The sequence below is a fragment of the Streptococcus sp. k-90 genome, assembly GCF_013277565.1.
GTDB lineage: Bacteria > Bacillota > Bacilli > Lactobacillales > Streptococcaceae > Streptococcus.
Genome location: NZ_VMNE01000029.1, coordinates 24137 through 45270, shown reverse-complemented (window position 1 = coordinate 45270; position 21134 = coordinate 24137). Strand labels below are relative to the sequence as shown.

Here is a 21134-nt window from a genome sequence, read left to right as displayed (position 1 = left end):
CTAGTTTCCTAGTTTGCTCTTTGATTTTCATTGAGTATAAATGATACATCCTATTCCAAACTTAATTTTTTGATTAGTCTCCTTAGTTACTGAAATTCTTATCTTATAAAAAGAACTTTGCTGAACTACCACTGAAAGTTGAGAAGAACATTATTTTACCAAGTTTTAGTAAGAAAAACAGCCACTCTAACTATCTAAAATTCCGATGAAAAAGCCCACGAACAATAACATTCATGGACTTATTCTAATAATGAGGGATAGCTCAAATGACATATCACTTACCGATTGTTACACTAGGACACGGAGTTTGGCAAATCGATTCCATTTGCCAAACGTAGTTAGTAAAGCAGTTAGCTAGACCACTCACTACAAGTTACGACGGAAAAATCCACGGATCGATAATATTCGTGGATTTTTCCTAGTGAAGCGTTTAGGTAGACCGCCATAGCGGTTACCGATTATTAGATTACGACACTGAGTTTTATAAATCGATTCCATTTGTAAAACTCAGTTAGTGAGGCAGTTAGCTAGACCACTCACTACCCGTTACGACGTAAAGTTTTACGAATCGATATTATTCGTAAAACTTTACTAGTGGAGCGCCTAGCCAAGTTCCATAGAAACTTGGCGTTAGTTACTTAGATTGTTACACAATCAAGTAACTTTGGCGATCTACATTTTTTCCTCTAACTCTACGTCTGGATACTTGTCCGCAAACCAACGGAGGGCAAAGTCGTTTTCAAAGAGAAAGACTGGTTGGTCAAAGCGGTCTTTGGCCAAGATATTGCGACTTGATGACATCCGTTCATCCAAGTCCTCAGGCTTGATCCAACGAACGGTCTTTTTACCCATTGGGCTCATAACTACTTCCGCATTATACTCACCTTCCATACGGTGCTTAAAGACTTCAAACTGGAGTTGACCAACAGCTCCCAGCATGTACTCGCCTGTTTGGTAATTCTTGTAAAGCTGGATGGCTCCTTCTTGCACCAATTGTTCAATCCCCTTGTGGAAGGATTTTTGTTTCATGACATTCCTAGCAGAAACTTTCATAAAAATCTCAGGTGTAAAGGTTGGCAGTGGTTCAAATTCAAACTTATTTTTCCCAACTGTCAAAGTATCCCCAACCTGATAAGTACCGGTATCGTAAACCCCGATAATATCACCTGCCACGGCATTGGTCACATTCTCACGACTTTCAGCCATAAACTGTGTAACATTGGACAGCTTGGCACCCTTACCAGTACGAGGTAGGTTGACACTCATACCACGCTCAAATTCACCTGACACGATACGGACAAAGGCGATACGGTCACGGTGACGAGGATCCATGTTGGCTTGGATTTTAAAGACAAATCCTGAGAAATCCTTGTCGTAAGGATCCACAATTTCACCGTCTGTTTTCTTGTGTCCATGTGGTTCTGGAGCAAACTTGAGGAAGGTTTCTAAGAAAGTCTGCACACCAAAGTTAGTCAAAGCCGAACCGAAGAAGACAGGTGTCAATTCTCCAGCCAGAATAGCTTCCTCTGAAAATTCATTCCCAGCTTCATTTAAAAGCTCAATGTCATCCTTGACTTGCTCGTAGAAAGGATTGCTACCAAAAAGCTTGTCCCCATCTTCTAAACTGGCAAAACGCTCATCCCCTTTATAGAGCTCCAAGCGTTGGTTATAGAGGTCATATAACCCTTCAAAGGCTTTCCCCATCCCGATTGGCCAGTTCATCGGGTAGCTAGCAATACCCAAGACTTCTTCTAATTCTTGCAAGAGGTCCAGTGGCTCACGACCGTCACGGTCTAGCTTGTTCATAAAGGTAAAAACTGGAATGCCACGGTGTTTGACAACTTCAAACAACTTTTTGGTTTGAGCCTCAATACCCTTGGCAGAATCCACCACCATGACCGCAGCATCCACCGCCATCAAGGTACGATAGGTATCTTCTGAGAAGTCCTCGTGCCCTGGCGTGTCTAGGATATTCACGCGCTTGCCATCGTAGTCAAACTGCATAACAGATGAAGTAACGGAAATCCCACGTTGTTTCTCGATATCCATCCAGTCAGACTTGGCAAAAGTCCCTGTTTTCTTTCCTTTTACAGTACCAGCCTCACGAATCTCGCCCCCAAAGTAGAGCAACTGCTCAGTGATGGTTGTTTTCCCCGCGTCAGGGTGGGAGATGATAGCAAAGGTACGACGTTTCTTAATTTCTTCTTGAATATTCATAAGTTCTCTTTCTTTGATTCTCTATTTTTCTTGTTTCAATAGCTAAGAATGATTTCTACATTGGATTTTACCATTCCTTTCAACACTCCATTATATCGGATTTTAGCATTTTTTTCAATTTCTATTTTATGTTAGACTATACTTGAATAAAAGCTATTCCTTGTAGTCAAATAGATCGAAAACCGTGACAATTCTAGCAAAAATGATATAATAAAACAAAAAGGAGATGTAATCATGTTCAAAGAATTTGGTGTAACCAATTTAGAAGTGACGAAAGATGATATTTACAAGAATCCAAGCAACCCTATTTTGCGTATGTATGATGACGATGAATTAATCGGAACCTTTAGTATTCTAACTGGAGAAGTATTGGAAAATTTGGACTTGGCAGACTATGATATTCGTTTTGCTCAAAAGCAAATTGAGTTAAATCGCGATAACTACCTTGAAACATGGAAGGACTACGTGGGATTACTACATGCCTAAATATTCTTTCTTAAAGTATGGTATTGAAATCCGTCCTAACGAACATAACCATAAAGGTCAAAAAGCGCATATTCACTTTTATATCCACGGAGAAGAAGTCGGCTCAATGTTTCTGAACGGTGAACTGAGAGATGGTAAAGCAAAAGCAAAAGACCTAAAAATGATAAGGCAATATGTCTTAGAAAATGCAGTTGAACTTCAGGCTTTATGGAATGAATACCAAAAGAGTGCATACTAAAATCAAAGAATCTTAGTTTGCTAATCAACAACAAACAAAAACTATCTAGCAATTTTAATGCCTACTATTCAACTATTGCCCCACTTAGGTACTAACCATCCTACTCCCCTTGCAATTTTTCAAATAAATGTTACAATAAATATAGAAAAAGGTGTTGCGACAACAACACCCCACAGATCCGTTTAAGACGGTGGCTGTAATTACATAACTAAAAAATAGCTCGTTAACTCGCCAAAGTTTGGACGGCTATTTTTTTGTCTCTTTTACCAATTCAAGGATGAACTTTAGGAGCGTGATAACAAAGTTACCAGCTACAAACATGAGTGTCAAAACCTCAAAAGGGGACAAATCTGGTTACTCCTTTCTACTAAGATTTTACAGGTTCTGCACATAAGCATCACCATCCTTTCGATTTCGTAACCACCGTCTTCACTTCTCTGTTAAACTATTGTACCATATATTTTCCCCTTTGAAATCCGCTTTTCAAATAAATCATCATCAAAACCCGTTCTCCATCCTATACCTGTCTTTTTTCATCTTTCCCTCCCTTATTTATAGGAAAATATGGTAAAATAGAACAGACTAAAAATCATCATTTCACGAAAGGATGCAAGATGAAAATTACGCAAGAAGAGGTAACACACGTTGCCAATCTTTCAAAATTAAGATTCTCTGAAGAAGAAACTGCTGCCTTTGCGACAACTTTGTCTAAAATTGTTGACATGGTTGAATTGCTGGGCGAAGTTGACACAACTGGTGTCGCACCTACTACGACCATGGCTGACCGTAAGACCGTACTCCGCCCTGATGTGGCTGAAGAAGGAACAGACCGTGACCGCCTGTTTAAAAACGTACCTGAAAAAGATAACTACTATATCAAGGTGCCAGCTATCCTAGACGATGGAGGAGATGCCTAATGACTTTTAACCATAAAACCATTGAAGACTTGCACAATCTCCTTGTCTCTAAGGAAATTTCTGCAACTGAATTGACACAAGCTACTCTTGAAGATATCAAGTCTCGCGAGACAGCTATCAACGCTTTCGTTACCATCGCTGAAGAGCAAGCTCTTGCTCAAGCTAAAGCCATTGATGAAGCTGGAATTGACGCTGATAATGTCCTTTCAGGAATTCCACTTGCTGTTAAGGATAATATCTCTACAGACGGTATTCTCACAACTGCTGCCTCAAAAATGCTCTACAACTACGAGCCTATCTTTGATGCGACTGCGGTTGCCAATGCAAAGGCTAAAGGCATGATTGTCGTTGGAAAGACCAATATGGACGAATTTGCCATGGGTGGTTCAGGTGAGACTTCCCACTACGGCGCTACTAAAAATGCTTGGGACCACAGCAAGGTGCCTGGTGGTTCATCAAGTGGTTCTGCCGCAGCTGTAGCTTCTGGACAAGTCCGCTTGTCACTTGGTTCTGATACGGGTGGTTCTATCCGCCAACCTGCTGCCTTCAACGGGATCGTTGGTCTCAAACCAACCTACGGAACGGTTTCTCGTTTCGGTCTCATTGCCTTCGGTAGCTCATTAGACCAGATTGGACCTTTTGCACCAACTGTTAAGGAAAATGCCCTCTTGCTCAATGCTATTGCCAGCGAAGATGATAAAGACTCTACTTCTGCTCCTGTCCGCATTGCCGACTTTACTTCAAAAATCGGTCAAGACGTCAAGGGCATGAAAATCGCTTTGCCTAAGGAATACCTTGGTGAAGGGATTGCCCCAGAGGTTAAGGAAACTATTCTAAATGCTGCTAAGCACTTTGAAAAACTTGGCGCTATCGTTGAAGAAGTCAGCCTCCCTCACTCTAAATATGGTGTGGCAGTATACTACATTATCGCTTCATCTGAAGCTTCATCAAACTTGCAACGCTTTGACGGTATTCGTTATGGCTACCGTGCAGAGGATGCGACAAACCTTGATGAAATCTATGTAAATAGCCGTAGCCAAGGATTCGGTGAAGAGGTTAAACGCCGTATCATGCTTGGTACTTTCAGTCTTTCATCAGGTTACTATGATGCTTACTACAAGAAAGCTGGACAGGTTCGTACCCTCATCATCCAAGATTTCGAAAAAGTCTTTGCGGATTACGACTTGATTTTGGGTCCAACTGCTCCAAGCGTTGCCTATGACTTAAATTCTCTCAACCACGACCCAGTTGCCATGTACTTAGCTGACCTCTTGACCATCCCAGTTAACTTAGCTGGTCTTCCAGGGATTTCGATTCCTGCTGGATTCTCTCAAGGTCTCCCTGTCGGACTCCAATTGATTGGTCCTAAGTACTCTGAGGAAACCATTTACCAAGCTGCTGCTGCCTTTGAAGCAACAACAGACTACCACAAACAACAACCCGTGATTTTTGGAGGTGACAACTAATGAACTTTGAAACAGTCATTGGACTTGAAGTCCACGTAGAGCTCAACACCAATTCAAAAATCTTCTCACCTACTTCTGCCCACTTTGGAAATGACCAAAATGCCAACACTAACGTGATTGACTGGTCCTTCCCAGGAGTTCTGCCAGTTCTCAATAAAGGTGTTGTTGATGCCGGTATCAAGGCAGCTCTTGCCCTCAACATGGACATCCATAAAAAGATGCACTTTGACCGCAAGAACTACTTCTATCCTGATAATCCCAAAGCCTACCAAATTTCTCAATTTGATGAGCCAATTGGTTACAATGGATGGATTGAAGTTGAGCTAGAAGACGGTACGACCAAGAAAATCGGTATCGAACGCGCCCACCTAGAGGAAGACGCTGGTAAAAACACCCACGGTACAGATGGCTACTCTTATGTTGACCTCAACCGCCAAGGTGTTCCATTGATTGAGATCGTATCTGAGGCTGACATGCGTTCGCCAGAAGAAGCCTACGCTTATCTGACAGCCCTCAAGGAAGTTATCCAGTACGCTGGTATTTCTGACGTTAAGATGGAAGAAGGTTCTATGCGTGTGGATGCTAACATCTCCCTTCGTCCTTATGGTCAAGAGAAATTCGGTACCAAGACTGAGTTGAAGAACTTGAATTCCTTCTCAAATGTTCGCAAGGGTCTTGAATACGAAGTCCAACGTCAGGCTGAAATCCTACGCTCAGGTGGTCAAATCCGCCAAGAAACACGCCGTTACGATGAAGCCAACAAGACAACTATCCTCATGCGTGTTAAGGAAGGCGCTGCTGACTACCGCTACTTCCCAGAACCTGACCTACCTATCTTTGAAATTTCAGATGAGTGGATCGAAGAAATGCGTACAGAGTTGCCAGAGTTTCCAAAAGAACGCCGTGCGCGTTATGTATCTGACCTTGGCTTGTCAGACTATGATGCTAGTCAGTTAACTGCGAACAAAGTCACTTCTGATTTCTTTGAAAAAGCTGTTGCTCTCGGTGGCGATGCTAAACAAGTCTCTAACTGGCTCCAAGGTGAGGTTGCTCAGTTCTTGAACGCTGAAGGCAAGACACTGGAACAAATCGAATTGACACCAGAAAACTTGGTTGAAATGATTGCCATCATCGAAGACGGCACTATCTCTTCTAAGATTGCTAAGAAAGTCTTTGTCCACCTGGCGAAAAATGGCGGTGGAGCGCGTGAATACGTGGAAAAAGCAGGCATGGTCCAAATCTCAGATCCAGCTGTCTTGATTCCAATTATCCACCAAGTCTTTGCGGATAACGAAGCCGCAGTTGCCGACTTCAAGTCAGGTAAACGTAACGCAGACAAGGCCTTCACAGGCTTCCTGATGAAAGCAACCAAAGGCCAAGCCAACCCACAAGTTGCCCTTCAACTTCTTGCTCAAGAATTAGCGAAGTTGAAAGAAGATTAATATGTAAAAGAAACCAGCCCTGAGGTTGGTTTTTTTCGCTCCTACCAAATCCCAATAACTATTTTGGCTTTATTTCCAGAAGATTTTATGGTAAAATGAGGAGTAATAATATTTATTAAAGAGGTAAAAACATGATTGAAGCAAGCAAATTGAAAGCTGGTATGACATTTGAAACTGCAGACGGAAAATTGATCCGCGTTTTGGAAGCTAGCCACCACAAACCAGGTAAAGGAAACACGATCATGCGTATGAAATTGCGTGATGTCCGTACTGGTTCTACTTTTGACACAAGCTACCGTCCAGAAGAAAAATTCGAACAAGCTATTATCGAGACTATTCCAGCTCAATACTTGTACAAAATGGATGAAACTGCCTACTTCATGAACACTGAAACTTACGACCAATACGAAATCCCAGTCGTAAATGTTGAAAATGAATTGCTTTACATCCTTGAAAACTCTGATGTGAAAATCCAATTCTACGGAACTGAAGTAATCGGTGTAACTGTACCAACTACTGTTGAATTGACAGTTGCTGAAACACAACCATCTATCAAAGGTGCTACTGTTACAGGTTCTGGTAAACCAGCAACTATGGAAACTGGACTTGTTGTCAACGTTCCAGACTTCATCGAAGCTGGACAAAAATTGATCATCAACACTGCAGAAGGAACTTACGTTTCTCGTGCCTAATCTCTAGAAAGAGGTCATTCTATGGGAACTGAAGAACAATTTGGCGAAATCGTTATCGCTCCACGTGTACTTGAAAAAATCATTGCCATCGCAACTGCTAAAGTTGATGGTGTTCACTCATTTTCAAATAAATCCGTATCTGATACCCTATCAAAACTCTCTCTTGGTCGTGGCGTCTACTTAAAAGAAAGCAACGAAGAACTAACTGCTGACATCTACCTCTACCTTGAGTACGGTGTGAAAGTACCAAAAGTTGCTCTTGCTATTCAAAAAGCGGTCAAAGATGCTGTCCATGATATGGCTGATGTGGAACTTTCTGCTGTCAATATCCATGTTACAGGAATTGTTCCAGACAAAACACCTAAACCAGAGTTGAAAGATCTATTTAACGAGGACTTCCTCAATGACTAGTCCATTATTAGAATCTAGACGCGAACTTCGTAAATGCGCTTTTCAAGCTCTTATGAGTCTTGAATTCGGTACAGATATGGAAACGGCTTGTCACTTTGCCTACACACATGACCGTGAAGATGCAGATGTGCAAATCCCTGCCTTTCTTCTGAATTTGGTTTCTGGTGTTCAAGCTCAAAAAGACGAGTTGGATAACCAAATCAACCAGCACCTCAAGTCAGGCTGGACAGTTGAACGCTTGACCTTGGTCGAAAAAAACTTACTACGCTTAGGAATCTTTGAAATCACATCATTTGATACACCTCAGCTGGTAGCAGTCAATGAAGCCATTGAACTCGCTAAGAATTTTTCAGATCAAAAATCAGCCCGCTTTATCAACGGACTGCTTAGTCAATTTGTAACTGAAGAAAATGAATAATCGAAAAGGTGTTTGGTCTTCCAAGCACCTTTTGACTTTCTCTTGATATAGAGTAAGAAGCACATAAAAACTAGAACTGACTTCCAGTTCTAGTTTTTGCGTATTCTAAAGAATTATACTCAATGAAAATCAAAGAGCAAACTAGGAAGCTATCCATAACCTCAAAACACGGTTTTGAGGTTATGGATAGAACTGACGAAGTCAGTAACATATATACGACTAGGCGAAGCTGACGTGGTTTGAAGAGATTTTCGAAGAGTATTAGTATTTTCTAAACCGTTGATAGCGCACTTCCAACAACTCTTCTAGAGGTTTTTGTGAAAGCATGGCTAGCTCGTCTTGTAGTTCTTTTTTGACACTTTTAATCAGTTCTTTGCTAGAAAGTTCTGCTTCAGAAATCACCTTATCCACCACGTCCATTTCTAACAGTTCATGTGAGGTGATTTTCATCAGTTCTGCTGCTTCCATGGCACGAGTGCCGTCCTTCCATAGAATGGAAGCAAAGCCTTCTGGACTGAGAATGGCATAGATGGAATTTTCCAGCATCCAGACACGGTCCGCGACTGCTAGAGCCAAAGCCCCACCTGAACCACCTTCACCGATAATGATGGCGATAATAGGAACTTTCAGGTCACTCATTTCCATGAGATTGCGAGCAATAGCTTCACCTTGACCACGTTCTTCCGCTCCGACACCAGGATAGGCACCTGCTGTATTGATAAAGGTCACAACTGGACGGCCAAATTTTTCAGCCTGTTTCATCAAACGTAGGGCCTTGCGGTAACCTTCTGGATGTGGTTGTCCAAAATTCCGTTTGAGGTTGTCTTGTAAGCTCTTGCCTTTTTGGATACCAACTACTGTTACAGCTTGATCTCCAAGCCAGCCAATACCACCAACAACTGCACCATCGTCACGAAAAGAACGGTCACCGTGTAATTGGATAAATTCATCAAAAATGCCTGTCGCAAAGTCCAAGGTTGTCAAGCGACTCTGCTCACGCGCTTCTCTGACTATTTTTGCAATATTCATCTAGGACTCCCTCCGTGCAATCTGACTAGACTAGCAATCGTATCTGGCAAGTCTCTTCTTTTAACAATAGCATCCACAAATCCATGCTCCAATAGGAATTCTGCCTTTTGGAAATCCTCAGGCAAGCTTTCACGAACCGTATTTTCAATCACACGACGCCCAGCAAAACCGACCAAGCTCTGTGGTTCTGCTAGAATAATATCCCCTTCCATAGCGAAAGAAGCTGTTACACCACCTGTCGTTGGATCTGTCAGAATGGTCAGGTAAAAGAGACCAGAATTTGAATGGCGCTTAACTGCTGCAGAGATCTTAGCCATTTGCATGAGACTCATGATTCCTTCCTGCATACGGGCTCCACCAGAGGCTGTAAAGAGGACAACTGGCAACTTTTCAACCGTCGCATACTCAAACAAGCGAGTGATTTTCTCCCCTACAACCGTACCCATAGAAGCCATGATAAAGTTGGAATCCATAATCCCAAGAGTCACAGTCTGACCTTTAATAAGAGCAGTTCCTGTCACAACAGCTTCATCCAGACCAGTTTTTTCACGCATAGCTGCTAGTTTCTTTTGATAATCAGGGAAATGCAAGGGATCCTTGCTTTCAATCCCTGTAAACAATTCCTTGAAGGTTCCCATATCAATCGTCAAAGCCAAGCGTTCTTGGGCAGAAATACGAAAGGTATAGCTACAATGTGGACAGATACGCTCACTTCCCAGATCCTTCTGATAGATGGTATGCTTGCAGCCTGGACACTGGGAGAATAATTCATCTGGAACCTCTGGCTTGGCTTGAGGCTTTTCCCTAACCGAACGATTGGGATTGATTCGAATATACTTATCTTTTTTACTAAATAGAGCCATTGATTCCCCTTTTCGGTTTAAACTCTTGAAGTCATTTTATTCTTTTTCTTGATATTTGGGTAAGAAAGTTTCCATCAAGAAGGAAGTATCGTAATCTCCAGCAATGACATTGCGATCTGAAATGAGGTCAAGCTGGAAATCTGCATTGGTCTGCACCCCCTCTATCTCTAGTTCGTAGAGGGCACGTTGCATTTTCATCAAGGCATCAAAACGATTTTCACCGTGAACGATGATTTTGGCAATCATACTATCATAATAGGGGGGAATGGTATAGCCTGGATAAACTGCTGAATCCACGCGCAAGCCAACACCTCCGCTTGGAAGATAGAGATTGGTAATCTTACCTGGACTTGGAGCAAAGTTGAAGGCTGGATTTTCAGCATTGATACGACATTCAATAGCATGACCTCGTAGAACAATATCTTCTTGCTTAACAGACAGAGGTTGACCTGCTGCAATGCGAATCTGTTCCTTAACGATATCCACACCTGAAACAAACTCTGTTACTGGATGTTCCACCTGAACACGTGTATTCATTTCCATGAAGTAGAATTTGCCACTGGATTCATCAAGAAGAAACTCAATGGTCCCTGCATTCTCATAGCCAACAGACTCTGCCGCTCGAACAGCCGCAGCACCGATTTCATGACGCAGCGTTTTTCCGATTGCAATTGAAGGACTTTCTTCCAAAACCTTTTGGTTATTCCGTTGAAGAGAACAATCCCGTTCCCCCAAGTGAATCACATGTCCATGCTCATCTCCTAGGATTTGAACCTCGATGTGACGAGCTGGATAGATAACCCGTTCTATATACATAGCACCATTGCCATAATTGGCCTTGGCTTCGCTAGAGGCAGTCTCAAAGGCTGAAACGAGGTCTTCTGGCTTTTCAACCTTACGAATCCCTTTACCACCACCACCTGCTGAAGCCTTGAGCATCACAGGATAGCCAATTTTTTCAGCAACAATCAAGGCTTCTTCAGAGTTATGCACTTCTCCATCTGAACCTGGTATAACAGGCACGCCTGCTTTAATCATCTGAGCGCGCGCATTGATCTTATCCCCCATCATATCCATAACATGACCAGATGGACCGATAAACTTGATACCAACTTCTTCACACATGGTCGCAAATTTGGAATTTTCGCTGAGAAATCCAAAACCTGGGTGAATGGCTTCTGCCTCAGTCAAGACTGCAGCTGATAGAACCGCATTAATATTGAGATAAGACTCAGTTGCCTTACCAGGACCGATACAAACTGCTTCATCTGCCAAAAGCGTATGCAGGGCTTCCTTATCAGCAGTTGAATAAACCGCCACCGTCGAAATGCCCAATTCACGCGCCGCACGGATAATACGAACCGCAATTTCACCACGATTGGCAATTAAGATTTTTCGAAACATGGAGAACCTCCTTAGTTCCCTATTGCAAAGGTAAGAGTACCACTAGCTGCAAGCTTGCCATCCACTTCAGCCTTTGCTTCAACCACAGCAATTGTGCCACGACGTTTTACAAACGTTGCTGTCATAACCAATTGGTCACCTGGTACAACTTGCTTCTTGAATTTAACCTTGTCCATACCAGCGTAAAAGACCAGTTTCCCCTTATTTTCAGGTTTTGACAACTCCAAGACACCAGCTGTTTGCGCTAATGCTTCCATAATCAGAACACCTGGCATGACAGGGTATTGAGGAAAATGGCCGTTAAAGAAAGGCTCGTTAATGGTCACATTTTTGATGGCAACAATGGTATCCTCGCTCACTTCCAACACACGATCTACTAGTAGCATAGGATAACGGTGTGGAAGGGCTTCTTTGATTCCTTGAATATCGATCATTTGATACGTACCAATCCTTTACCAAATTCAACCATTTCTTCGTTAGAAACGAGAATTTCCGTTACCACACCATCCTTAGGAGCTGGGATTTCATTCATGACTTTCATGGCTTCGATAATGACCAATGTTTGACCTTTTTTGACACTATCACCAACTGAAACGAAGGCAGGTTTATCTGGACCAGCAGCCAAGTAAGCCACCCCAACAAGTGGGCTCTCTACAACATCTCCCTCAGCAGCCACATTTGCTTCAGCTGGAGCAGGAACTTCTTCCACTACAGTTTCTGCTGGAGCAACTTGAGGTGAAACTTCAGACACCAATCTAGCTTCATTCTTGCTAAACTGCAATTCATCCGTCCCATTCTTATAAGAAAACTCTCTCAAACTTGACTGGTCAAATTGAGCCATCAAGTCCTTAATATCGTTTAAATTCATACTTATTTATTCTCCCAACGTTTGAAAGCAAGAACTGCATTGTGGCCACCAAAACCAAAGGTATTTGAAATAGCGTATGGAATTTCTTGCTCCAAGCCTTGTCCATAAACGACATTGGCTTCGATATAATCTGATACTTCACTTGTTCCAGCTGTCATTGGTACAAAGTTATGACGCATAGCTTCAATGGTAACGATAGCTTCTACTGCACCTGCAGCGCCCAGCAAATGTCCTGTGAAAGACTTAGTTGATGATACAGGGACTTCCTTACCAAGAACAGCTACGATCGCACCACTTTCTCCTTTTTCATTAGCCGGAGTTGATGTTCCGTGAGCATTGACATAGGCTACTTGCTCTGGAGAAATTTCCGCTTCTTCCAAGGCTAATTTGATGGCCTTGATAGCACCCTGACCTTCTGGATGAGGAGAAGTCATGTGGTAGGCATCACAGGTATTTCCGTAACCAACCACTTCTGCAAGGATGGTTGCCCCACGTTTTTCGGCGTGTTCAAGGCTTTCAAGAACCAACATCCCTGAACCTTCTCCCATAACAAAACCATTACGGTCCTTATCAAATGGAATAGAAGCGCGAGCTGGATCCTCTGTAGTAGAGAGAGCTGTTAGGGCTTGGAAACCAGCGATAGCAAAAGGTGTGATAGAGGCTTCTGAACCACCTACCAACATAACATCTTGGAAACCAAACTTAATGGAGCGGAAGGCATCCCCAATCGCATCATTTGATGAAGCACAGGCAGTATTGATAGATTTACAAACACCGTTTGCTCCAAAACGCATAGCAACATTTCCTGAAGCCATATTTGGCAAGGCTTTTGGAAGGGTCAATGGTTTCACACGTTTTGGTCCTTTGTCATTTAGGCGAAGCACTTGATCTTCAATTTCCTTGATTCCACCAATACCAGAGGCCACGATAACACCAAAACGATCCTTGTCAATAGCCTCTACATCAAGACCTGCATGATTAACAGCTTCTTGGGCTGCATACAAGGCGTACAAAGAATAGTTATCAAAACGATTGGTATCTTTTTTTACAAAGTATTTATCAAAAGGAAAATCTTGGATTTCTGCCGCATTATGCACATCAAAGTCACTATGATCAAATTTCGTAATTTGACCAATTCCAATTTTCCCAGTTGTCAAACTATTCCAAAATTCTTCTGGTGTATTTCCGATTGGAGATGTTACTCCATAACCTGTTACTACTACGCGATTTAGTTTCATCTTTTTTCACCTCTAGCTTCTGCTACATACTTAAGCCACCATCAATGGCAACCACTTGACCAGTTAGATAATCTTGGCCTGCTAAAAATACTGTTAAATCTGCAACCTGCTCTGCCTGCCCAAATTCTTTCATAGGAATTTGCGCCAGCATGGCATCTTTTACCTTGTCTGATAGAACAGCTGTCATATCGGACTCAATCATTCCAGGTGCAATAGCATTAACCCTGATATTGCGATTGGCCACTTCACGCGCTACAGACTTGGTAAAACCAATCAAACCAGCCTTAGAAGCAGCATAGTTAGCTTGACCGATATTTCCCATCAAACCAACAACACTAGACATATTAATGATAGCACCTTTTCTGGCTTTCATCATCGGTTTCAAGACTGATTGTGTCATGTTAAAGGCGCCAGTCAGGTTAACCTTGAGCACTTTTTCAAAATCTTCTTCTGTCATCTTGAGCATCAGGGTATCTTGGGTAATTCCTGCATTGTTAACCAAAACATCTACTGAACCCAGGTCTGCAATAGCTTGCTCAATCATACACTTAGCGTCTGCAAAATCTGACACATCTCCTGAAATGGGAACTACCTTGACACTATAGTCTGCAAACTCGGCAAGCAAGTCCTCAGAGATTGCCCCACGACTGTTTAAGACGATATTGGCTCCTGCCTGAGCAAACTTGTGGGCAATAGCAAGACCAATTCCACGACTAGAACCTGTAATAAAGATATTTTTATTTTTTAGTTGCATTCTTTTCTCCTGTTTCCTCTTGTATTTATGGGAGAAGGGATTACTAGTTTTCTAGCAAGGCTTCCAAGCTAGCCTGATCTTCAACATTAGCTAGTTTAGCCGTTTTATCAATTTTTTTGACAAAGCCTGATAAAGCTTTCCCCGGTCCAATCTCGATAAAGTTGGTTACGCCTGCTTCTTGCATAACTGCAATACTTTCATAGAAACGCACGGGTTCCTTGACTTGACGCGTCAAGAGTTGAGCAATATCTTCTTTTTGCATAACAGTTGCTTCTGTATTGCCGACTAGGGGACAAATAAAATCTGAAAAACTTACCTGAGCTAGAGTTTCAGCTAGTTTCTGACTAGCAGGCTCAAGGAGAGCAGTATGAAAGGGTCCTGAAACCTTGAGAGGAATCAAGCGTTTGGCACCTGCTTCCTGCAAGAGTTCAACAGCTCGATCAACTGCTACCACTTCTCCACCAATCACGATTTGTGCAGGTGTATTATAGTTGGCTGGGGTAACCACTCCAAGTTCAGAAGCCTTTTTACAAGCTTCTTCAATGACCTCTACTGGCGTATTGAGAACTGCCACCATCTTGCCAGAGCCGGCAGGGGCTGCTTCTTCCATATAGGCTCCACGCTTAGCTACCAAAGCAACCGCTTCTTCAAAATCCAAGGCACCGCTGGCCACCAAGGCAGAGTATTCTCCAAGAGACAAACCAGCAACCATATCAGGCTGATAGCCCTTTTCTTGCAATAATCGGTAAATAGCAACTGAAGTTGCTAAAATAGCTGGTTGCGTATAGCGAGTCTGATTGAGTTTTTCTTCTTCCCTATCAATGAGATGACGCAAATCGTAAGCAAGTACCTGACTAGCTTGATCAATTGTTTCCTTAACAATAGGATAGTGATCATAGAGATCACGGCCCATACCTAGATACTGGGCACCTTGGCCAGCAAATAAAAAGGCTGTTTTAGTCATTTCTTACAACTCCTGCCCAACGAGAGGCTTCTTCTTGAATTTTCTTAGCTGCTCCGTAGTACAAATCTTTTAGGATTTCTTCTGCTGTTTCTTCCTTGGAAACAAGCCCTGCAATCTGACCTGCCATAACAGATCCGCCATCCACATCTCCGTGAACAACCGCTTTGGCTAGGGCACCTGCTCCCATTTGTTCAAAGATTTCCAAATCAGGATTTTCTTGTTTAAAGGCATCTTTCTCAGCTTTTTCAAAATCACGAGTCAACTGATTTTTAATCGCACGAACTGCATGCCCAAAGTGCTGGGCTGAAATCGTAGTATCAATATCTCTAGCTTTTAAAATTTTCGCCTTATAATTTGGATGGGCATTAGACTCTTTTGCAACGACAAAACGCGTTCCAACCTGAACAGCCTCTGCACCTAGCATAAAGCCAGCCGCAGCACCTTCACCATCTGCAATCCCTCCTGCAGCAATAACAGGAATAGATACAGCAGCAGCAACCTGACGCACCAAGGTCGTGGTTGTTAATTTCCCGATATGCCCCCCAGCTTCCATTCCTTCTGCAATAACAGCGTCCGCACCGATTTTTTCCATGCGTTTAGCTAGGGCAACACTTGGTACAACAGGAATAACCGTAATACCTGCTTCATGGAAGCGTGCCATGTATTTACCAGGATTTCCTGCGCCTGTTGTCACTACCTTCACCCCTTCCTCGATAACGAGGTCTACAATATCTTCCACAAAGGGAGACAAGAGCATAATGTTGACACCAAAGGGTTTATCCGTCAATGACTTGATTTTATCAATATTTGCCTTGACAATTTCTTTAGGGGCATTCCCCCCACCGATAATTCCTAGTCCTCCGGCCTTGGAAACAGCCCCTGCTAAATCACCATCAGCAACCCAGGCCATTCCTCCTTGGAAAATAGGATAATCAATATTCAATAATTCTGTAATACGCGTTTTCATAGTGCCTCCATCGTTTCTTGCTTAAGTAATAGTTCGATACCGTCATAATTTGAAAATCAAACTATTGCCTAAACAAGAGGGAGCGGGTTTCCCTACTCCTTCTATCTATATTCTGTTTATTTTGTTTGCTCTTCAACGTAGGCAACCAAGTCACCAACTGTTTTCAAGTCATCTTCTGCTTCGATTTGGATATCAAAAGCATCTTCGATTTCTGAGATTACTTGGAACAAATCCAATGAATCTGCATCCAAATCATCAAAAGTTGATTCAAGTGTTACTTCTGATGCGTCTTTTCCAAGTTCTTCAACGATAATTTCTTGTACTTTTTCAAATACTGCCATGATAGGACTCCTTTAAAATAAATAGTTTTTTATAACAATGTGTTCACCACATGATTACCTAAATTGTAAGAATGAGCGTGCCCCAGGTCAAGCCTCCACCGAAGCCTGATAGCAGAACAGTCTGGCTACCATCTAAACGGATTAGTCCTTGTTCTACACACTCTGAAAGTAAAATCGGGATACTTGCTGCACTGGTATTGCCATATTCCATCATATTGGCTGGAAGTTTGTCTCGGTCGACACCGATTTTCCTAGCCATCTTATCCAAGATACGGTCATTGGCTTGATGAAGTAGCAGATAATCCAAGTCTGTCGCCTCTACAGGAGATTCTTCAATGGTCTGTTTGATAGACTTGGCTACATCTCGAATGGCAAAATCAAAGACTGCGCGTCCATCCATCTTCAAAAATGAATCTGCGCTTTCTTGATCTGAAAACGGAGAATGCAAGCCTGAATGTCCATAGGTCAGACACTCGCTTCGTGAACCATCACTATTGAGACTCTCCGCTAGGAAATGTTGCTTATCGCTAGCTTCTAGCAAGATACCACCAGCACCATCTCCGAACAAAACAGCTGTTGATCGGTCCGACCAATCGACTGCTTTAGAAAGAGTCTCACTGCCAATCACCAAGCCTTTTTGAAAGCGACCAGAAGCGATAAACTTTTCAGCAGTTGAAAGAGCAAATACAAATCCACTGCAAGCCGCTGTTAGGTCAAAAGCAAAGGCCTTATTAGCACCAATATTAGCTTGAACACGAGCAGCCGTAGAGGGCATCATCGAATCTGGAGTAATGGTAGCTAGGATGATAAAATCCAGTTCTTTCCCTGTGATTCCAGCTTTTTCCATTAGTTTCTTAGCAACCTCTGTAGCCAAATCACTGGTAGATTCTGTTCTTGAAATATGCCTTTGTCGTATTCCCGTCCGACTTGAAATCCACTCATCATTGGTATCCATAATCTGGGCCAAATCATGATTTGTAACCACTTGCTCTGGCACATAATGAGCAACCTGGCTTATTTTTGCAAAAGCCATTATTTCAAATCCTCCAAAAATTGATAAAGTTTCGTCAAACCTTTGCCCATAACCTCAGTTTCTTCCTTGCTCATACCGTCGATAATATTTTCGACCATGGCCTTATGGAAGCGTTTATGTAGTCTATGAACCAAGCGACCCTTCTTTGTCAAATGCAGATGCACCACACGACGATCCTGCTCTGAGCGAATACGTTCAATGTACCCCTTACGTTCGAGATTATTTAAACTCGTCGTAACAGTCCCAAGAGTCACCATCAACTCTTTTGACACTTGACTTGGTGTCACGTCTGGGAATTTTCCAATTACATCGATTGTATGGACTTCTTTGATGGAGATATCCTTGAAACGACTACCCCTCAAGCTAACTTCCTCGATGACGAGGACATTGTTAAATATAGATGTTAAATATTCATTAATTCGTTGGTAGTCCAATCTCTTTTCCCTCCTTTTCAAAAAACTTTCACAATCAAAACATTTGACAAAAAAATTATATCAAACTTCAAAGAACAGTGCAAGTATTTTCTTATTTTCCAGTAAATTTCGGTCTTCTTCTCTCCGAATGAGCCCGAACTCCTTCTTTGAAATCCTCTGTTTTGGCCAAGGATTCCTGTAGCTTCAATTCTAAAGCAGCATAATCTTGCCAATCTTTAAATTGACTCTCCCAAACCAACTTCTTGATGGCAGCATAGGAATTAGCTGAGCCACGTCTTAATTTTTTAAGAAGCTGTTCTCTGGTCTTTTCTAGTTTGTCAACTTCACATACACGGTAAACAAGACCCCAATCCAGAGCTTTATCAGCAGTCAAAGCCTCTCCTGTCATAGCTAGTTGAACAGCACGCGTCACACCAATACTTCGGCTCAAGAGATGAATTCCTCCTGCATCTGGAGCCAAACCGACTCCGACAAAGGCTTGGATAAATTTAGCCTTATCGGTCGCTAGACAGAAATCTGCCGCAACAGCCATATTTGCCGCAGCACCTGCAACAGCCCCGTCAATTTCCATTAAAACAGGTTTTCCTATTTGCTTGATTTTATAAGAAATAGTATTGACCAATTCTGCGATTTTAGTCAATGATGGAATATCATCCTCATCCACTGCCCGCTTCATCTCTACTAAATCTCCCCCAACTGAAAAGACTTTACCATTCGCATTAATCAAGATAAAATGTACAGCTGGATTCTCTTCTGCCAAAGTTAGAACTTCTAAAATCTCCTCACACATAGGAATATGAAAACCATTTGCGACCTCAGGACGATTCAAGGTAAGGATTGCCAAGTTCTCTTCAAGCTGATAAATAATGTGTTCCATCGGGACTCCTTTTCATTTTATAAGCAGTTTAAATTATTTCATTATCGAAGTATATCTTTTTTACAACTTGAAAGCAAGAAAAAATCGGCTGAAAGTGTCTCAGCCGATTAAGAAGACTCGCTTTATCATAGAAAGCATCTCATTTTCTTCATTGAAAAAAGGTTTTCTTTCTGCTATAATCGTATAAAATACTTACTTTAGGAGTTCTTATGAAAGTTGTTAAATTCGGAGGTAGCTCCCTTGCCTCTGCTAGTCAATTAGAAAAAGTTTTAAACATCGTAAAAAGCGATCCTGAACGCCGTTTTGTAGTTGTTTCTGCGCCTGGTAAACGCAATGCTGAAGATACTAAAGTTACGGATGCCTTGATTAAATACTACCGCGACTATGTTGCTGGTAACGATATTAGCAAGAGCCAAAACTGGATTATCGACCGCTATGCTGCCATGGTTAGTGAACTAGGACTGAAGCCAGCTGTTCTAGAGAAAATTTCAAAAAGTATTCGTGCCTTGGCAAGTCTTCCTATCGAAGAAAACGAATTTCTCTACGATACTTTCCTAGCAGCCGGTGAAAACAACAATGCCAAATTGATTGCTGCCTACTTTAACCAAAACGGTATCGATGCACGCTATGTTCACCCTAGAGAAGCTGGGATTGTGGTCACAAGTGAGCCGGGCAACGCTCGCATCGTTCCATCAAGTTATGACAAGATTGAAGAATTGACAAATGCAAATGAGGTCCTTGTCATTCCTGGTTTCTTTGGAGTTACCAAGGAAAATCAAATCTGTACCTTCTCACGTGGAGGCTCAGACATTACAGGTTCTATCATTGCTGCAGGTGTAAAAGCTGATCTCTATGAAAACTTTACGGATGTTGATGGTATCTTTGCAGCTCACCCAGGAATTATCCACCAACCACACTCTATTCCGGAGCTAACCTACCGTGAAATGCGCGAGTTGGCCTATGCAGGATTCTCAGTTCTTCATGACGAGGCACTTCTTCCTGCCTACCGTGGAAAAATTCCTCTGGTTATCAAGAATACCAACAATCCTGACCATCCAGGTACCCGTATCGTTCTAAAACACAGTAGTGATGAATTTCCAGTAGTGGGAATTGCCGGTGATTCTGACTTTGTCAGCATCAACATGTCGAAATACCTCATGAACCGTGAGGTTGGATTCGGACGCAAGGTTCTACAAATCCTTGAAGATCTTAACATCGGTTGGGAACATATGCCAACAGGTATCGACGATCTTTCAATCATCCTCCGTTCTCGCGAACTAACTCCTATCAAGGAAGAAGAAATCCTTCGTCAGTTGATTCAAAAGGCTGAAGTAGACCATGCAGAAATCGAGCACGACCTTTCAATCATTATGATTGTTGGTGAAAAGATGAAGAGTCATATAGGAGTAACTGCTACTGCGACACGTGCTCTATCTGAAAATAAGATCAACATCCAGATGATGTCTCAAGGTTCTAGTGAAGTATCTATTATGTTTGTTGTCCATAAGGACCAAGAGAAAGCAGCTATTAAAGCCCTCTACAATGCCTTTTTCGGTGAAAGTAAGGAAGACTAAGCATGGCTCAATCACTTAACAAAACAGTGCTTCTCAATACAACAGGCACCTCCTACCTCTCTATAGCTGGGAAAGTTGGGAAATTTCTTGTCGGTGATCAGGCTCTTGAATTTTACCCAGATGTCAATGTCGAACAATTTATCCAGATTCCTTGGAGCCATATCAACCAGATTGGAGCCAATGTCACTGGTCGCAAAATCAGTCGCCACTTCGAAGTCTTTACAGACAAAGGAAAATTCCTCTTTGCTTCAAAAGACTCAGGTGCTATTCTCAAAATTGCACGCGAAAAACTGGGGAATGACAAGGTCGTCAAACTTCCGACCCTGATTCAGACCATTAGTCAAAAATTTAAAAATCTATTTGCAAAAAAGTAGAAACTTTAGTATAATCATAGCAACGGATAAGTAGGTTATCTTCTTCTTTCAGAAAGTCTGCGGGTGCTGCGAGCAGATAGGAGGGATAGGTGAAATTCTACCGTTAATAACAATTACATACACAATC

The 21134-nt window shown here is 42.2% G+C and carries 25 protein-coding genes; 10 read left to right on the top strand and 15 right to left on the bottom strand.

Features of this window, described 5'->3' with window-relative positions; genetic code table 11:
* Positions 1-672: 672 nt before the first annotated feature.
* Positions 673-2217 carry a peptide chain release factor 3 gene (locus tag HT734_RS08735; protein WP_061759866.1) on the bottom strand — a complete coding sequence of 515 codons (1545 nt, stop codon included), beginning with the start codon at positions 2215-2217 and terminating at the stop codon, positions 673-675.
* Positions 2218-2451: 234 nt separating this feature from the next.
* Between HT734_RS08735 and HT734_RS08730 the strand changes: the two genes are divergently transcribed.
* Positions 2452-2703, top strand: coding sequence for a hypothetical protein (locus HT734_RS08730; protein ID WP_000471833.1), 252 nt, complete (start codon positions 2452-2454; stop codon positions 2701-2703).
* Positions 2696-2941, top strand: a complete 246-nt coding sequence (locus HT734_RS08725; RefSeq protein WP_001127466.1) for a DUF4160 domain-containing protein — start codon at positions 2696-2698, stop codon at positions 2939-2941. The genes HT734_RS08730 and HT734_RS08725 overlap by 8 nt, the downstream gene beginning before the upstream one ends.
* 246 nt (positions 2942-3187) lie before the next feature.
* Here the strand turns inward: HT734_RS08725 and HT734_RS09535 are convergent, their stop codons facing one another.
* Positions 3188-3262, bottom strand: coding sequence for a hypothetical protein (locus tag HT734_RS09535; RefSeq protein WP_232610068.1), 75 nt, complete (start codon positions 3260-3262; stop codon positions 3188-3190).
* Positions 3263-3555: 293 nt separating this feature from the next.
* Here HT734_RS09535 and gatC point away from each other — a divergent pair, with 293 nt between their 5' ends.
* The 6 genes from gatC to nusB all read left to right on the top strand — a co-directional run bounded on the left by gatC (position 3556) and on the right by nusB (position 8287).
* Complete coding sequence (gene gatC / locus HT734_RS08720; RefSeq protein ID WP_000705419.1) at positions 3556-3858, top strand: Asp-tRNA(Asn)/Glu-tRNA(Gln) amidotransferase subunit GatC; 303 nt, start codon at positions 3556-3558, stop codon at positions 3856-3858.
* Complete coding sequence (gatA, locus tag HT734_RS08715) at positions 3858-5324, top strand: Asp-tRNA(Asn)/Glu-tRNA(Gln) amidotransferase subunit GatA (RefSeq protein ID WP_173277589.1); 1467 nt, start codon at positions 3858-3860, stop codon at positions 5322-5324. The genes gatC and gatA overlap by 1 nt, the downstream gene beginning before the upstream one ends.
* Complete coding sequence (gene gatB / locus HT734_RS08710; RefSeq protein ID WP_061759869.1) at positions 5324-6766, top strand: Asp-tRNA(Asn)/Glu-tRNA(Gln) amidotransferase subunit GatB; 1443 nt, start codon at positions 5324-5326, stop codon at positions 6764-6766. Before gatA ends, gatB begins: the two co-directional genes overlap by 1 nt.
* A gap of 131 nt (positions 6767-6897) precedes the next feature.
* Positions 6898-7458 (top strand): elongation factor P, encoded by a 561-nt coding sequence (gene efp / locus HT734_RS08705; RefSeq protein ID WP_061759870.1) that lies wholly within the window; start codon positions 6898-6900, stop codon positions 7456-7458.
* Between the two features lie 21 nt (positions 7459-7479).
* Positions 7480-7869, top strand: coding sequence for an Asp23/Gls24 family envelope stress response protein (locus HT734_RS08700; protein WP_000536307.1), 390 nt, complete (start codon positions 7480-7482; stop codon positions 7867-7869).
* Positions 7862-8287, top strand: a complete 426-nt coding sequence (nusB, locus tag HT734_RS08695) for a transcription antitermination factor NusB (RefSeq protein ID WP_061759871.1) — start codon at positions 7862-7864, stop codon at positions 8285-8287. Before HT734_RS08700 ends, nusB begins: the two co-directional genes overlap by 8 nt.
* 261 nt (positions 8288-8548) lie before the next feature.
* On the opposite strand, the gene HT734_RS08690 is transcribed toward nusB, so the two are convergent.
* The 13 genes from HT734_RS08690 to HT734_RS08630 form a co-directional block, all read right to left on the bottom strand.
* On the bottom strand, positions 8549-9316 hold the full coding sequence (locus tag HT734_RS08690) for an acetyl-CoA carboxylase carboxyl transferase subunit alpha (RefSeq protein WP_061759872.1): 768 nt from the start codon (positions 9314-9316) through the stop codon (positions 8549-8551).
* Complete coding sequence (gene accD / locus HT734_RS08685) at positions 9313-10179, bottom strand: acetyl-CoA carboxylase, carboxyltransferase subunit beta (protein WP_153196836.1); 867 nt, start codon at positions 10177-10179, stop codon at positions 9313-9315. The genes HT734_RS08690 and accD overlap by 4 nt, the downstream gene beginning before the upstream one ends.
* Before the next feature lie 36 nt (positions 10180-10215).
* The gene (accC, locus tag HT734_RS08680; RefSeq protein WP_173277587.1) at positions 10216-11583 is read right to left on the bottom strand and encodes an acetyl-CoA carboxylase biotin carboxylase subunit; all 1368 of its coding nucleotides are present in this window, start codon (positions 11581-11583) and stop codon (positions 10216-10218) included.
* An 11-nt stretch (positions 11584-11594) separates the two neighbouring features.
* A complete protein-coding gene (fabZ, locus tag HT734_RS08675) occupies positions 11595-12017 on the bottom strand; it encodes a 3-hydroxyacyl-ACP dehydratase FabZ (protein ID WP_000565515.1) in 423 nt (140 codons plus the stop codon).
* Complete coding sequence (accB, locus tag HT734_RS08670) at positions 12014-12451, bottom strand: acetyl-CoA carboxylase biotin carboxyl carrier protein (protein ID WP_153196840.1); 438 nt, start codon at positions 12449-12451, stop codon at positions 12014-12016. Before accB ends, fabZ begins: the two co-directional genes overlap by 4 nt.
* A 2-nt stretch (positions 12452-12453) precedes the next feature.
* Positions 12454-13689 (bottom strand): beta-ketoacyl-ACP synthase II, encoded by a 1236-nt coding sequence (gene fabF, locus HT734_RS08665; RefSeq protein WP_173277585.1) that lies wholly within the window; start codon positions 13687-13689, stop codon positions 12454-12456.
* A gap of 22 nt (positions 13690-13711) precedes the next feature.
* Entirely contained in the window at positions 13712-14443 is a 732-nt protein-coding gene (fabG, locus tag HT734_RS08660) for a 3-oxoacyl-[acyl-carrier-protein] reductase (RefSeq protein WP_153196844.1), read from the bottom strand.
* 43 nt (positions 14444-14486) lie between these two features.
* Positions 14487-15407 (bottom strand): ACP S-malonyltransferase, encoded by a 921-nt coding sequence (fabD, locus tag HT734_RS08655; protein WP_173277583.1) that lies wholly within the window; start codon positions 15405-15407, stop codon positions 14487-14489.
* Entirely contained in the window at positions 15400-16374 is a 975-nt protein-coding gene (gene fabK, locus HT734_RS08650; protein WP_173277581.1) for an enoyl-[acyl-carrier-protein] reductase FabK, read from the bottom strand. Before fabK ends, fabD begins: the two co-directional genes overlap by 8 nt.
* A gap of 116 nt (positions 16375-16490) precedes the next feature.
* Entirely contained in the window at positions 16491-16715 is a 225-nt protein-coding gene (locus HT734_RS08645) for an acyl carrier protein (protein WP_000257838.1), read from the bottom strand.
* A gap of 58 nt (positions 16716-16773) precedes the next feature.
* Entirely contained in the window at positions 16774-17748 is a 975-nt protein-coding gene (locus HT734_RS08640; RefSeq protein WP_061759880.1) for a beta-ketoacyl-ACP synthase III, read from the bottom strand.
* Entirely contained in the window at positions 17748-18182 is a 435-nt protein-coding gene (locus HT734_RS08635) for a MarR family transcriptional regulator (RefSeq protein WP_000386357.1), read from the bottom strand. The genes HT734_RS08640 and HT734_RS08635 overlap by 1 nt, the downstream gene beginning before the upstream one ends.
* 91 nt (positions 18183-18273) lie before the next feature.
* Positions 18274-19059 (bottom strand): enoyl-CoA hydratase, encoded by a 786-nt coding sequence (locus HT734_RS08630; RefSeq protein WP_173277579.1) that lies wholly within the window; start codon positions 19057-19059, stop codon positions 18274-18276.
* Positions 19060-19268: 209 nt separating this feature from the next.
* Here HT734_RS08630 and HT734_RS08625 point away from each other — a divergent pair, with 209 nt between their 5' ends.
* On the top strand, positions 19269-20633 hold the full coding sequence (locus tag HT734_RS08625) for an aspartate kinase (protein ID WP_173277577.1): 1365 nt from the start codon (positions 19269-19271) through the stop codon (positions 20631-20633).
* 2 nt (positions 20634-20635) lie between these two features.
* Positions 20636-21007: a DUF956 family protein gene (locus HT734_RS08620; protein ID WP_020901044.1), complete on the top strand. Its 372-nt coding sequence runs from the start codon at positions 20636-20638 to the stop codon at positions 21005-21007.
* Positions 21008-21134: the final 127 nt, after the last annotated feature.

What these genes read in the sequence shown, in the direction of transcription:
- HT734_RS08735 (WP_061759866.1), bottom strand. Translation starts at nt 2,217, where the DNA reads ATGAATATTCAAGAAGAAATTAAGAAACGTCGTACCTTTGCTATCATC.
- HT734_RS08730 (WP_000471833.1), top strand. Translation starts at nt 2,452, where the DNA reads ATGTTCAAAGAATTTGGTGTAACCAATTTAGAAGTGACGAAAGATGAT.
- HT734_RS08725 (WP_001127466.1), top strand. Translation starts at nt 2,696, where the DNA reads ATGCCTAAATATTCTTTCTTAAAGTATGGTATTGAAATCCGTCCTAAC.
- gatC (WP_000705419.1), top strand. Translation starts at nt 3,556, where the DNA reads ATGAAAATTACGCAAGAAGAGGTAACACACGTTGCCAATCTTTCAAAA.
- gatA (WP_173277589.1), top strand. Translation starts at nt 3,858, where the DNA reads ATGACTTTTAACCATAAAACCATTGAAGACTTGCACAATCTCCTTGTC.
- gatB (WP_061759869.1), top strand. Translation starts at nt 5,324, where the DNA reads ATGAACTTTGAAACAGTCATTGGACTTGAAGTCCACGTAGAGCTCAAC.
- efp (WP_061759870.1), top strand. Translation starts at nt 6,898, where the DNA reads ATGATTGAAGCAAGCAAATTGAAAGCTGGTATGACATTTGAAACTGCA.
- HT734_RS08700 (WP_000536307.1), top strand. Translation starts at nt 7,480, where the DNA reads ATGGGAACTGAAGAACAATTTGGCGAAATCGTTATCGCTCCACGTGTA.
- nusB (WP_061759871.1), top strand. Translation starts at nt 7,862, where the DNA reads ATGACTAGTCCATTATTAGAATCTAGACGCGAACTTCGTAAATGCGCT.
- HT734_RS08690 (WP_061759872.1), bottom strand. Translation starts at nt 9,316, where the DNA reads ATGAATATTGCAAAAATAGTCAGAGAAGCGCGTGAGCAGAGTCGCTTG.
- accD (WP_153196836.1), bottom strand. Translation starts at nt 10,179, where the DNA reads ATGGCTCTATTTAGTAAAAAAGATAAGTATATTCGAATCAATCCCAAT.
- accC (WP_173277587.1), bottom strand. Translation starts at nt 11,583, where the DNA reads ATGTTTCGAAAAATCTTAATTGCCAATCGTGGTGAAATTGCGGTTCGT.
- fabZ (WP_000565515.1), bottom strand. Translation starts at nt 12,017, where the DNA reads ATGATCGATATTCAAGGAATCAAAGAAGCCCTTCCACACCGTTATCCT.
- accB (WP_153196840.1), bottom strand. Translation starts at nt 12,451, where the DNA reads ATGAATTTAAACGATATTAAGGACTTGATGGCTCAATTTGACCAGTCA.
- fabF (WP_173277585.1), bottom strand. Translation starts at nt 13,689, where the DNA reads ATGAAACTAAATCGCGTAGTAGTAACAGGTTATGGAGTAACATCTCCA.
- fabG (WP_153196844.1), bottom strand. Translation starts at nt 14,443, where the DNA reads ATGCAACTAAAAAATAAAAATATCTTTATTACAGGTTCTAGTCGTGGA.
- fabD (WP_173277583.1), bottom strand. Translation starts at nt 15,407, where the DNA reads ATGACTAAAACAGCCTTTTTATTTGCTGGCCAAGGTGCCCAGTATCTA.
- fabK (WP_173277581.1), bottom strand. Translation starts at nt 16,374, where the DNA reads ATGAAAACGCGTATTACAGAATTATTGAATATTGATTATCCTATTTTC.
- HT734_RS08645 (WP_000257838.1), bottom strand. Translation starts at nt 16,715, where the DNA reads ATGGCAGTATTTGAAAAAGTACAAGAAATTATCGTTGAAGAACTTGGA.
- HT734_RS08640 (WP_061759880.1), bottom strand. Translation starts at nt 17,748, where the DNA reads ATGGCTTTTGCAAAAATAAGCCAGGTTGCTCATTATGTGCCAGAGCAA.
- HT734_RS08630 (WP_173277579.1), bottom strand. Translation starts at nt 19,059, where the DNA reads ATGGAACACATTATTTATCAGCTTGAAGAGAACTTGGCAATCCTTACC.
- HT734_RS08625 (WP_173277577.1), top strand. Translation starts at nt 19,269, where the DNA reads ATGAAAGTTGTTAAATTCGGAGGTAGCTCCCTTGCCTCTGCTAGTCAA.
- HT734_RS08620 (WP_020901044.1), top strand. Translation starts at nt 20,636, where the DNA reads ATGGCTCAATCACTTAACAAAACAGTGCTTCTCAATACAACAGGCACC.